The sequence below is a fragment of the Streptomyces sp. NPDC002057 genome, assembly GCF_040296665.1.
In the GTDB taxonomy this organism is placed as follows: Bacteria; Actinomycetota; Actinomycetes; order Streptomycetales; family Streptomycetaceae; genus Streptomyces.
The window spans coordinates 63,516-74,619 of record NZ_JBEOXR010000044.1 but is presented as its reverse complement, the minus strand read 5'-3'; the positions used below and the strand labels follow the sequence as shown (position 1 = coordinate 74,619).

Genomic DNA, 11,104 nt, shown 5'->3' with positions numbered 1-11,104 from the left:
GCCGGGTTCTCCGGCGCCCCCGCCCCGCTCGGGGTTCCTAGGCCAGCCCGCGCCGGGCGACGGCCGGCGGCCGGTGCCCGGCGATCGACGCCACCATGTCCAGGACCTGCTTCGTCTCGGCCACCTCGTGCACCCGGTACACCTGGGCGCCCAGCCACGCGGAGACCGCGGTCGTCGCCAGCGTCCCGAGCACCCGCTCCTTCACCGGCCGGTCCAGCGTCTCCCCGACGAAGTCCTTGTTCGACAGGGACACCAGCACCGGCCACCCCGTCTCCGCCATCTCCCCGAGCCGACGCGTCGCCTCCAGGCTGTGCCGGGTGTTCTTCCCGAAGTCGTGGCCGGGGTCGATCATGATCGCGTCCCGGCGCACCCCCAGCGAGACCGCCCGCTCGGCGAGTCCCACGGTCACCCGCAGGATGTCGGCCATCACGTCCTCGTACGCGATCCGGTGCGGCCGGGTCCGCGGTTCGGCGCCCCCCGCGTGCGTGCACACGAGCCCGGCGCCGTACTTCGCGGCCACCTCGGCGAGTCCGGGGTCGACCCCGCCCCACGCGTCGTTCAGGACGTCCGCCCCGGCCTCGCAGACCGCCTCGCCGACCTCCGCCCGCCAGGTGTCCACGCTGATCACCACGTCGGGGTGGCGCCTGCGGACCTCGGCGACGAAGCCGACCGTGCGCCGCGCCTCCTCCTCGGCCGTCACCTCCTCGCCCGGGCCCGCCTTCACCCCGCCGATGTCGACGATCGCCGCCCCCTCGGCCACGGCCCGCTCGACCCGGGCGAGCGCGGGCTCGTCCCGGAAGGTGGCGCCCTGGTCGTAGAAGGAGTCCGGCGTCCGGTTCACGATCGCCATGATCACCGGCTCGTGCGGCCCGAATTCACGCCGTCCCAAGCGCAGCATCCCTTTTGTCCTCCCTCGCGTCCGTTCGCCTGCGACCCTAGCTGTCGGTGACGCATGGCACGATCGGCACGGGACGTATTCCACTCCGGGGAGAGGCGCGCAGGTGTTCTGGTTTCTGCTCATCACGATGGTCGTGGTCGTGGCCGCGGTGACGCTCGCCGTGGTCGGCGGCGGCGACAGCGAGGTGCTGCCCGACGTGGCGCCCGAGCAGCTCGTCGACCCCCTCCCGGTCGCCCGCCCGGTCGACCGCGCCGACGTCGAGGCGCTCCGCCTCCCCGTCGCGGTCCGCGGCTACCGCATGGAGGACGTGGACGACGTCCTGGTCCGCCTCGGCGCCGAACTCGCCGAGCGGGACGCGCGGATCGCCGAGCTGGAGGACGCGCTCGCGGGAGCGGCGGCCCCGGGCCCCGGCCTCGGCGGAGGTCCCGTCCACGGACCCGGCTCCGTCGACATCACCAAGGACGTCGCCGGTGACGGAGAGGACGGCCGGGCATGACGGCCGGCGGGGCGGTACCGGGCCCCGACGGGCTGCCGCGCTGCCCCTGGGGCCTGTCGACCGAGGACTACGTGGCGTACCACGACGAGGAGTGGGGCCGCCCGGTCCACGGCGACGACGCGCTCTTCGAGCGGCTCTGCCTGGAGGCCTTCCAGTCGGGCCTGTCCTGGATCACGATCCTGCGCCGCCGCGAGACCTTCCGGACCGCCTTCGCCGGCTTCGAGATCGCCTCCGTGGCCGGTTTCGGCGAGGCAGACCGCGAGCGGCTCCTCCTGGACGAGGGCATCATCCGCAACCGCGCCAAGGTCGACGCGACCCTCGCCAACGCGAAACTGCTCGCCACCTGGTCCCCGGGCGAGCTCGACACCCTGATCTGGTCGTACGCCCCCGATCCGGCGGACCGCCCCGTGCCGCGTACGGTCGCGGACGTCCCGGCGGTCACGGACGAGTCCACGGCCCTCTCGAAGGCCCTCAAGAAGCGCGGCCTCCGCTTCATCGGCCCCACGACCGCCTACGCCCTGATGCAGGCGTGCGGGCTGGTCGACGACCACGTGGAGGGGTGCCTGGCCCGGGGCGGCGGAGCGGCCCCGGGCCGGTGATCCCGGTGGATCAGAAGACGTGGACGGCGCCGCCGCGGTCCCACTCGATCTCGGACGCCGTCGCGTGGAGGTCGCCGGAGCCGTTGTTCGCGTAGACGCGCAGCGACCAGGACTCGACGGTGCGCAGGATGTCGCCGAGGCCGTCGCCGGTCACGTCGCCGACGGCGATGAGGGCCGTGTTCGACGGCCAGGTGTGCGAGAGCTTGACGCGGGCGCCGAAGGCGCCCCCGCCGTTGCCCGGGTAGAGCCAGAGGCTTCCCGCGCCGTCGCGGGCGACCAGGTCGGACCTGCCGTCCCGGTTCAGGTCGCCGGGCGCCGCGAGCGCGTTCATGGCGTTCCAGCCGCCGCCGACCTTCTGACGGGTGCCGAACCAGCCGCGGCCGTTGCCCGGGTAGGTCCAGAGCACGCCCGCCGTGTCGCGGGCGACCAGGTCACGACGGCCGTCGCCGGTGATGTCCCCGACCGCCTCGATCTCCTTCATGGTGTTCCACCCGCCGCCGACCTTGACGCGGGGCTTGAACCAGCCCTTGCCGTTCCCGGGGTAGAGCCAGAGCACGCCGGCCTTGTCACGGGCGTAGGCGTCCTCGTTGCCGTCGCCGTCGTGGTCGCCGTGGCGGACCAGCGCGTTCATGGCGTTCCAGCCGCCGCCGACCAGGGCGCCCTTGGCGTTCCCCTGCGCGTCCCGTCCGCCGGAGAGGAACCAGAGCCGGCCGTCCGCGGCGCGTTCGAGCAGGTCCGCGTTGCCGTCGCCGTCGAGGTCGCCGAAGCGGGATTCGGCCGGGAGACCGCCGGGACGGGGATTCCCGTCGGAGACCCAGTCCATCCACGCCCGGCCGTTCTCGGCCTCCCACTCGGTGTTGCCCAGCCGGATCGAGCTGATCGTGTTGTCCAGCTCGGACCAGGAGTCCCAGCTGAGGTCGGAACCGACGGGCTGGCGGGGGCCCATGCCCAGGCTGTTGTTCCCCGAGTAGTGGGCGTCCTGGTGGGCGACGGCCCACTTGTCGCTGCGGTTGATGTAGGACGAGATCGTGTTGTCCCAGGTGCCCAGGGTGGGCTGGCTGGCCGAGATCACCTTCATCTGGCCGCCGAAGTCCGGGTACTGGAAGACGCAGAGGCTGCCCGCGGGGCAGCGGAACTCGTCGGCCGACGCGGCGGGCGCCGTGGCGAGCAGCGTGGCCAGGGAGGCCACGGTGGTGACGGAGGCGGCCAGGGCGCGCCGGACTCCGGTGGTGTGCTTCATCAAGCGGGATCCGTTCACGAGAAGTGTCAGAAGACGGAGGGGTCCACGCGGTGGGCGGCGAGGTGCGGCGGGGGCGGAGCGCCCGTCGCCGGTGCCGAGGGGCTGGAGGGCGCCGAGCGCCCTCGCCGTGGTCCGGGCGGGTCCACCGGACTCCGGCGGAGCCGCCGGTGGCCACGGCCGGCGTTCCGGCCGTCCGCGATCAGACGGCGGGGCTCGGTCGCGAGGAGCGGGCGCTCACGCCGGACCGGTGCCGCCCGCTGAGGGCGCGGCCCTGCCCGCGATCCGCCGCGGCGGGCACGGACGGTGCGGTCCCGGGCAGCCCGGGAGCCGGACCCGTGACGAGGGCACCGCGAAGACGGCGCGCGGAAGGAGAAGGGCGCGCGGAAGGAGATGGACGCACGAAACCCCCCAGTCATGTGCGTACGCGTGGTGAGTGGATCTTATAGTCCACCCACCACGCGTACGAACGGATTCCGTCCCGGCTCAGCGGCCCAGGTACTTCGGCTTCTCCTTGGCGACGAACGCGCGGACCGCGATCGTGTGGTCCTCCGAGGAGCCCGCCAGGCTCTGGAGCTCCTCCTCCTTCTCCAGGGCCTCGGCGAGCGAGTGGTCGGCGCCGTAGGCGAGGGACTCCTTGAGGGCCGCGTACGCGACCGTCGGACCCTCCGCCAGCGTGCGGGCCACCTTCTCGGCCTCGGCGGCCAGGTCGGCGGCCGGGACCAGACGGTTCGCGATGCCGAGTTCGTACGCCTCCCGCGCGCCGATCGAGCGCGGGAAGAGCAGCAGGTCGGACGCGCGGCTCGCGCCGATCAGCCGGGGCAGCGTCCAGGACACGCCCGAGTCGGCGGTGAGCGCGACCCCCGCGAAGGAGGTGTTGAACGAGGCCGTCTCCGCGACCACCCGGTAGTCCGCCGCGAGCGCGAAGCCGAGACCGGCCCCGGCCGCGACGCCGTTCACGCCCGCCACCACCGGCTTCCGCATGCCGGCGAGCGCCTTGGTGATCGGGTTGTAGTGGTCGCGGACCGTGTTCATGGTCTCGCGGGTGCCGTTCTCCTGGTCCGCCATGAGCAGACCCACGTGCTCCTTGAGGTCCTGGCCTACGCAGAACGCCCGGTCGCCCGCCGCGGTGAGCAGCACCGCCCGTACGGCGGGGTCCGCCGCGGCCGTCTCCGCGGCGTCCCGGAGGGCGATCTTCGTCGCCACATTCATGGCGTTCATGGCCTCGGGCCGGTTGAGGGTGATGGTGGCGAGTCCGTCGCTCACCTCGTACAGCACCGTGTCGGCCATGGGGTTCCCTTCGCCTCATTGCGTGGTTGACCAGCACAGCATGGCGGAGATCACCCTCCCCGCACATGTGAGCTGCGTCAAAGATCGAAGGGGCCCGACGGGACGCGGAGCGGCGAAGTATCGCAGGCGGATCGCCGAAATGTGGGGTTTTGAGAGAGCGCGTTGCGCAAGCGATGCCATTCGATGTTGGTCATCGGGTCCTGCCATGCGGGATAATGACCTGGAAGCAATGTGTTCGAAGCCGGTGACGCGTGCTCCACACCATGGAGCTGCCCGGCTGACAAAGAGCTGGTTTCAGGAAGGGGAACAAGCATGGCGGCCATGAAGCCGCGGACGGGTGACGGCCCGCTCGAGGTGACCAAGGAGGGGCGGGGCATCGTCATGCGCGTTCCGCTCGAAGGCGGCGGTCGGCTTGTCGTCGAGCTGACTCCCGACGAGGCCGAGGCACTGGGCGACGCCCTGAAGAAGGTCGTCGGCTGACCCCTTCCCTCGCATCCTGACCACTGCCCCGGTACGGCTCGCCGTACCGGGGCAGTGGTGTGTCCGCGAGGTGTACGGGAGGGAGCGCGGGGCCCGGCCCCGCATCCGGCACGGTTCCGGCCCGGCGGTACCGGCTCCCGGTCCTGGGGAGACACCGGGGCTCCGGGCCCCGTCGGTACAACGGTGGCGGGACCGGCGGTGTCACCGCTCCGGGCCCCGCCGCGCCAGGGCTTCAGCCCCGGCGGACCGCGCACAGCAGACCGTCGCCCACCGGCAGCAGGGAGGGGATGAGCTCCTGGCTCTCCCGCACCGTGCGCAGCAGCTCGCGGATCCGCTGGACCTCGGCCGGCTGGGCCGCCGAGTCGACCGTACGGCCGTCCGCGAAGACGCCCTCGAAGCAGACGAGACCGCCGGGCCGCAGCAGGCGCAACGATTCAGCGAGGTAGTCCAGGTACTCCAGCCGGTCGCCGTCGCAGAACACCAGGTCGTATCCGCCGTCCGCCAGCCGCGGCAGGACGTCCAGGGCCCGGCCGGGGATGAAACGGGCCCGGTTGCCCGCGAAGCCCGCCTCGCGGAACGCCGTCTTGGCGAACTGCTGCCGCTCCGGCTGGAGGTCCACCGTCGTCAGGACGCCGTCGGGGCGCATCCCGAGCAGCAGGTAGATGCCCGACACGCCCGTGCCGGTGCCGATCTCCGCCACCGCCTTCGCGTCCGCCGTCGCGGCGAGCAGGCGCAGCGCGCCACCGGTGCCCGGGGACACCGAGGGCAGCCCTGCCTCCCGGGCCCGCTCCCGGGCCCAGCGCAGAGCGTCGTTCTCGGCGACAAAGGCGTCGGCGAACGACCAGCTCGTCTGCCGGTTGGCGGTAATGGCCCTCTCCTGTCCCCGTAGTTGACGCAACGGTGACTGTATCCGCTGTCAGCGGGAACCCGCAGATGGGACCGGGCGTTCACCAGGGGAAGGACGCGGCAGGAGGAAGCCGGGGGACCCGGTTCCAAATTCGCGTAAAGATTCTTATCCGGAGCTAACGGGCGAGGTGGCTATGGTAGGGGCTCCACTGGACACCACCAGAGCCGACAGGGGAGGTGCGGCTGCGCCTGTGGATCGGGGAGGAGTGCTTCGGCGTCTTCTCAGGTCGGCGGGTGAGCCGAAATCCGTGACCGACACCGCTGACCGATTCCGCTCCACCGACTCCGCTCCCACCACCGCGACCTTCGCATCGGATGCGGAATCGCAGGCGTGGACTCCGCCCACCTGGGAGGAGATCGTCAGCACGCACAGTGGCCGGGTCTATCGCCTCGCCTACCGCCTCACAGGCAATCAGCACGACGCCGAGGACCTCACCCAGGAGGTCTTCGTCCGCGTCTTCCGCTCGCTGTCGACGTACACGCCGGGCACCTTCGAGGGCTGGCTCCACCGCATCACCACCAACCTCTTCCTCGACATGGTCCGGCGCAAGCAGCGCATCCGTTTCGACGCGCTCGCCGACGACGCCGCCGAGCGGCTGCCCAGCCGTGAGCCCTCGCCGCAGCAGGTGTTCAACGACACCCACTTCGACGCCGACGTGCAGCAGGCCCTCGACACCCTCGCGCCCGAGTTCCGCGCCGCGGTCGTCCTCTGCGACATCGAAGGACTGTCGTACGAGGAGATCGCCGCGACCCTCGGCGTGAAGCTCGGCACCGTCCGCAGCCGGATCCACCGCGGGCGCTCCCACCTGCGCAAGGCCCTCAAGCACCGCTCGCCCGAGGCCCGGGCGGAGCGCGCCCTGGCCTCCGTCGGATGGGAGGCAGGGACAGCGTGAGCGGCACACGTCCCACGTCACCGGCCTCCGCGGAGCACCACCTCGGGGACCGGCTGGCCGCGCTCGTCGACGGCGAACTCGGCCACGACGCCCGTGAGCGGGTCCTCGCCCATCTCGCGACCTGCCCCCGCTGCAAGGCGGAGGCGGACGCCCAGCGCACCCTCAAGAGCGTCTTCGCCTCCGCGGCGCCCCCACCCCTCTCGGAGGGATTCCTCGCCCGGCTCCAGGGGCTACCCGGGGGCCCCGGTGAGCCGGGAGGCCCCGGCGGACCGAGAGGCCCCCTGGAGGAACTCCTCGGCTCGGGCGGAGTGAAGTCCGACGGCTTCGCCACGGCGGCCGTCGTCACCCCGCACCCGCCGCACACCGGCTTCCGCATCCACGACGTCGGCGACCGCGCGTCCGGCGGCTCCGGCCGCGGGCGGCGCTTCGCCTTCGCCGCGGCCAGCGCGGTCTCGTTCGCGGCCATCGCCCTCGGCGGCGCCCTGCCGATCGAGGCCTCGGTGAACGCGAGCACGCGCGGCGGCCAGGGCACGGGCACCGCGGTCACCCCGCTGCGCGCCACCGCGACCGGTCCCGGCGGCGGCACGGCCGTCACCCGGGGCACGCGCTCCGGCGAGCGGGGCGCCCAGTCCTTCGACGGCAACCGGGTGGCCCCGGGGGCCCCGCTGTCCCCCGGGACCCCGTCGGCGGTGCCGCACGGGCCGGTGGCCCCGGTCGGCCAGGGCGTCGTCCCGGTGGGCGCGGTGCCCTCGGGCGCGGCGCGTCCCCTGATCGAGCCGCTGGTGGCGGTGCACCTCCAGAACCAGGCCCCCCAGTCGCTCTTCGCCCTCTCGCCGTTCATACGACCGACGGCTCCGGCGCTTCCCCTGGCCTTCGGCCCCGGGCCCAGCCCGGCGCCGAGCCCGACGACCACACCGCTCGGCTCCCCCCGCTGACCCGCGACCTGGTTGAATCCAGGGACAGGGGCGCCCGACCCAAGGGGCGCGGACGGGTCAGCGGGCTGCGGGGAGAGCATGAGCAACGGGAAGCCGAACTGGTGGAGCCGGCCTTCGAGCACACCGGAGGCGGCGCGGATACCCTCGCCGCCCCCGGCCGACGACGTCACCGGGGCCGGCAGCGGTGCCGTCCCCGTCGTCGAGGACGGCGACGGTGACTTCCCGCTGCCCGCGCCCCGGCCTCCGGCCGGGAGCCCGGCCGACGCCGACGTGACGGGCAGGACGGATGCCGTGGGCGTCGCGCACGCGGCGGACGGGGCGGACGCGGCGCACGCGACGTACGGCGCGGACCCGGCGGTGACGTCCGAGGCGGGCGCACCCCCCGGCGTCCTCGCACCCGCGCCCGCACCCGCGCCCGGGCCCCTTCCCGAGGCCGCGCCCGCACCCGCGCCCGGGCCCCTTCCCGAGGCCGCGCCCGTGCCCGCTCCCGAGCCCTCCGTCCTGCTGACCAAGAGCGGGGCTCCCGCCCCGGCGGACGCGGCTCCGACCGCGGACCTCCCCGTCGTGGACGCCTCCCGGGCCCCGGCCGCACCGGTCCCCGGGCAGACCGCGCCGCAGCCCCTGCACGCGCCCGACGAGTACCGGACGCCGCCCTACGGCGAGCCCGGTCCCTGGGCGCCCGCGCCGCCCGTACAGCGCCCCCCGGCGCCCGTACCGCCGCAGCAGGCCCACGTGCCCCCCGTACCGCCCCAGGCGCAGCCGCAGCCCCAGCCGCAGCCCCTCGTGCACGCGCAGGGCGGGGCCGTGCCGGCACAGAGCGGTGCCCCCTGGGTGCAGTACGACCCCTGGGGAGCCGGCGGGGCCGGACTCCCGCCCGCACCCGCGAAGAAGTCCCGCAAGGGGCTCGCCGTCGCCGGAGCCCTCGTCTTCGCGCTCGTCACCGGCGTCATCGGCGGCGGGATCGGCGCGTACGTCGAGCGGAACGGCGGACTCACCACCGTCGAGCTGCCGCAGGCGGACGGCGGTGACACCGACCGGGCCCCCGACAGCGTGGCCGGGATCGCGGCCAGCGCCCTGCCCGGCGTGGTCACCCTGCACGTCAAGGGCGGCGGTTCGTCCGGCACCGGCACCGGCTTCGTCCTGGACACCAAGGGCCACATCCTCACCAACAACCACGTCGTCGACGCGGCCCGGTCCTCCGAGGACATCTCGGTGACCTTCTCCAGCGGCGAGACCGCCCGCGCCAAGCTCGTCGGCAAGGACACCGGATACGACCTGGCCGTCGTCCAGGTCACCGGCGTCTCCGGCCTCAAGCCGCTGCCGCTGGGCAACTCCGACAACGTGCGGGTCGGTGACCCGGTCGTCGCCATCGGCGCCCCCTTCGACCTCTCCAACACGGTCACCTCGGGCATCATCAGCGCCAAGGAGCGCCCGATCACCGCGGGCGGCGAGAAGGGCGACGGCACCGACATCAGCTACGTCGACGCCCTCCAGACCGACGCCCCCATCAACCCCGGCAACTCCGGCGGTCCGCTCCTCGACTCCAAGGCCCGGGTCATCGGCATCAACAGCGCGATCCGCGCCGCCGGCGGCTCCGGTGAGGGCGAGAACGCCTCCCAGCCCGGCTCCATCGGCCTCGGCTTCGCCATACCGATCAACCAGGGCAAGCGGGTCGCCGAGGAGCTCATCAACACCGGCAAGGCCACCCACCCCGTCATCGGGGTGAGCCTCGACATGCAGTTCAACGGCGACGGCGCCCGCGTCGGGGAGAAGGGCAAGGACGGCGCCGCCTCCGTCACGCCCGACGGCCCGGCCGCGAAGGCGGGTCTCCGCCCCGGGGACGTCATCACCAAGGTCGACGGACAGCGGGTGCACAACGGCGAGGAGCTGATCGTGAAGATCCGCGCCCACCGCCCCGGCGACAAGCTGGAGCTCACCCTGACCCGTGACGGCAAAGAGCTGACAAAGACGTTGACGCTCGGCTCCTCCCAGGGCACCTGAGCGCCATGTGGGGGACACCGCAAGGTACCCGTCCGGCAGTTTCGGCGGGTACCTTGGACCGGGCCCTTGACCGGCATGAAGGAGCTACTAGGTGTTCAGCGACATAGGCGCACTCGAGCTGGTGACGCTCGTCGTCCTCGCCGTGCTCGTCTTCGGGCCGGACAAGCTCCCGAAGGTCATCCAGGACGTCTCGCGTTTCGTCCGGAAGGTACGTGACTTCTCGGACAGCGCGAAGGAGGACATCCGCAGCGAGCTGGGCCCGGACTTCAAGGACTTCGAGTTCGAGGACCTCAACCCGAAGACGTTCCTGCGCAAGCAGATGGAGCAGAACGAGGACCTCAGGGAGCTCAAGGAGCTGCGCGGCACCTTCGACCTCAAGAAGGAGATGAACGACGTCGCCGACGCGGTCCACGGCCGTGAGCCGCAGCCCTCGGCCGTCAACGGCTCCCCGGTCAACGGCTCCGGCGCCCCGGCGAACGGCTCCTCCACCGGCACCCCGGACCTGCTGAAGAAGCAGGACAAGCCGGACACCGGAGAGCGTCCGCCGTACGACTCCGACGCGACCTGACGACGGGCTGTCACCGACCCGACGCGTCCTGGTGGCTATCCTCCCTCTGTTGACGGAACGAGGAGGCGGCCCTGATGGAGACCACGAGCCGGGTGGAGGGCGTACCCACGGCCCGGCGTACCGCCGAGGGCTATCTGCGCGCGCCCTTCGCCTGGTACGGCCTCGACGAGGCGTTCACCGGGCCCCGCTGGCTGATGCAGGTCGGCACGGCGGCGGACGGAAGCGTGCAGCACGGGTCGACCGGACACGGTGACACGCCGACCATAAAGTCGGACGCGACCGCCGCGGAGAAGGAGCGGTTCGCGGTCGTCGTGACCGTGGCCGCGAGCCCCGTACGGCGGACCGGGGACGGGACGGGCGTCCTCGACGCCACCACGGTCTCCTCCGCCGCCTGGCTGGCCGGCTCGGGGCTGCTCGTCCACACCTGGCCCGCCTCGCTGGACCACGCGACGCGGGACAACTGGCTGGACCAGCAGACGGAGACGGCGTTCGAACTCGCCGACGACCTCGGCGGAGCGGAGTGGTCGACGCTGTCGCTCCCCGTGGACGGGGTGCCGGTGCCGTTCCACTACCGCGAGTCCGAGTTCGGCTGGGTCCTCGCCGGTTCCGCCGCGGGGGTGCACCTCGGGGCGTACGGGCGGGGCATGAGCGCGTACGGGCTGGGGTTCTCGCAGATCAAGGACCTCGACGCGTACGCGTAGGGGCAGCCGGCGGAGGGACACCCGCGCGGAGCGACTTCCGCGCACAGAACGGCGAAGGGGCACCCCCGCGCGGGGGTGCCCCTTCGCCGTTCTTTGCGGC

General features: G+C 73.1%; 12 protein-coding genes. 8 read left to right on the top strand and 4 right to left on the bottom strand.

Annotation, left to right across the window (positions count from 1 at the left end):
- Positions 1 to 37: 37 nt before the first annotated feature.
- On the bottom strand, positions 38 to 898 hold the full coding sequence (gene folP, locus ABT129_RS28060; RefSeq protein WP_351907175.1) for a dihydropteroate synthase: 861 nt from the start codon (positions 896 to 898) through the stop codon (positions 38 to 40).
- Positions 899 to 1,001: 103 nt separating this feature from the next.
- On the opposite strand from folP, the gene ABT129_RS28055 reads away from it, so the two are divergent.
- Positions 1,002 to 1,394 carry a hypothetical protein gene (locus ABT129_RS28055; protein ID WP_351907174.1) on the top strand — a complete coding sequence of 131 codons (393 nt, stop codon included), beginning with the start codon at positions 1,002 to 1,004 and terminating at the stop codon, positions 1,392 to 1,394.
- Complete coding sequence (locus ABT129_RS28050; RefSeq protein WP_351907173.1) at positions 1,391 to 1,993, top strand: DNA-3-methyladenine glycosylase I; 603 nt, start codon at positions 1,391 to 1,393, stop codon at positions 1,991 to 1,993. Before ABT129_RS28055 ends, ABT129_RS28050 begins: the two co-directional genes overlap by 4 nt.
- Positions 1,994 to 2,003: 10 nt before the next feature.
- On the opposite strand, the gene ABT129_RS28045 is transcribed toward ABT129_RS28050, so the two are convergent.
- On the bottom strand, positions 2,004 to 3,233 hold the full coding sequence (locus ABT129_RS28045) for an FG-GAP-like repeat-containing protein (RefSeq protein WP_351907171.1): 1,230 nt from the start codon (positions 3,231 to 3,233) through the stop codon (positions 2,004 to 2,006).
- 483 nt (positions 3,234 to 3,716) lie between these two features.
- Positions 3,717 to 4,520, bottom strand: coding sequence for a 2-cyclohexenylcarbonyl CoA isomerase (gene chcB / locus ABT129_RS28040; protein WP_351907169.1), 804 nt, complete (start codon positions 4,518 to 4,520; stop codon positions 3,717 to 3,719).
- Between the two features lie 312 nt (positions 4,521 to 4,832).
- On the opposite strand from chcB, the gene ABT129_RS28035 reads away from it, so the two are divergent.
- Positions 4,833 to 5,000, top strand: a complete 168-nt coding sequence (locus ABT129_RS28035; RefSeq protein WP_009997451.1) for a DUF3117 domain-containing protein — start codon at positions 4,833 to 4,835, stop codon at positions 4,998 to 5,000.
- 232 nt (positions 5,001 to 5,232) lie between these two features.
- On the opposite strand, the gene ABT129_RS28030 is transcribed toward ABT129_RS28035, so the two are convergent.
- Complete coding sequence (locus ABT129_RS28030; protein WP_351907168.1) at positions 5,233 to 5,898, bottom strand: O-methyltransferase; 666 nt, start codon at positions 5,896 to 5,898, stop codon at positions 5,233 to 5,235.
- A gap of 142 nt (positions 5,899 to 6,040) precedes the next feature.
- On the opposite strand from ABT129_RS28030, the gene sigE reads away from it, so the two are divergent.
- The 5 genes from sigE to ABT129_RS28005 all read left to right on the top strand — a co-directional run bounded on the left by sigE (position 6,041) and on the right by ABT129_RS28005 (position 11,004).
- Positions 6,041 to 6,799, top strand: coding sequence for an RNA polymerase sigma factor SigE (gene sigE / locus ABT129_RS28025; protein ID WP_079044462.1), 759 nt, complete (start codon positions 6,041 to 6,043; stop codon positions 6,797 to 6,799).
- Positions 6,796 to 7,734, top strand: a complete 939-nt coding sequence (locus ABT129_RS28020; RefSeq protein WP_351907166.1) for an anti-sigma factor family protein — start codon at positions 6,796 to 6,798, stop codon at positions 7,732 to 7,734. The genes sigE and ABT129_RS28020 overlap by 4 nt, the downstream gene beginning before the upstream one ends.
- Before the next feature lie 78 nt (positions 7,735 to 7,812).
- The gene (locus tag ABT129_RS28015; protein WP_351907164.1) at positions 7,813 to 9,735 is read left to right on the top strand and encodes a S1C family serine protease; all 1,923 of its coding nucleotides are present in this window, start codon (positions 7,813 to 7,815) and stop codon (positions 9,733 to 9,735) included.
- A gap of 91 nt (positions 9,736 to 9,826) precedes the next feature.
- Positions 9,827 to 10,303, top strand: coding sequence for a sec-independent translocase (locus tag ABT129_RS28010; RefSeq protein WP_351907162.1), 477 nt, complete (start codon positions 9,827 to 9,829; stop codon positions 10,301 to 10,303).
- Between the two features lie 74 nt (positions 10,304 to 10,377).
- On the top strand, positions 10,378 to 11,004 hold the full coding sequence (locus ABT129_RS28005; RefSeq protein WP_351907160.1) for a hypothetical protein: 627 nt from the start codon (positions 10,378 to 10,380) through the stop codon (positions 11,002 to 11,004).
- The last annotated feature ends 100 nt before the right edge of the window (positions 11,005 to 11,104 follow it).

Excerpts from the sequence above, each read along its gene's own strand:
- ABT129_RS28015 (WP_351907164.1), top strand. The coding sequence starts at position 7,813 with ATGAGCAACGGGAAGCCGAACTGGTGGAGCCGGCCTTCGAGCACACCG.
- ABT129_RS28045 (WP_351907171.1), bottom strand. The coding sequence starts at position 3,233 with ATGAAGCACACCACCGGAGTCCGGCGCGCCCTGGCCGCCTCCGTCACC.
- ABT129_RS28035 (WP_009997451.1), top strand. The coding sequence starts at position 4,833 with ATGGCGGCCATGAAGCCGCGGACGGGTGACGGCCCGCTCGAGGTGACC.
- ABT129_RS28005 (WP_351907160.1), top strand. The coding sequence starts at position 10,378 with ATGGAGACCACGAGCCGGGTGGAGGGCGTACCCACGGCCCGGCGTACC.
- folP (WP_351907175.1), bottom strand. The coding sequence starts at position 898 with ATGCTGCGCTTGGGACGGCGTGAATTCGGGCCGCACGAGCCGGTGATC.
- sigE (WP_079044462.1), top strand. The coding sequence starts at position 6,041 with ATGGTAGGGGCTCCACTGGACACCACCAGAGCCGACAGGGGAGGTGCG.
- chcB (WP_351907169.1), bottom strand. The coding sequence starts at position 4,520 with ATGGCCGACACGGTGCTGTACGAGGTGAGCGACGGACTCGCCACCATC.
- ABT129_RS28050 (WP_351907173.1), top strand. The coding sequence starts at position 1,391 with ATGACGGCCGGCGGGGCGGTACCGGGCCCCGACGGGCTGCCGCGCTGC.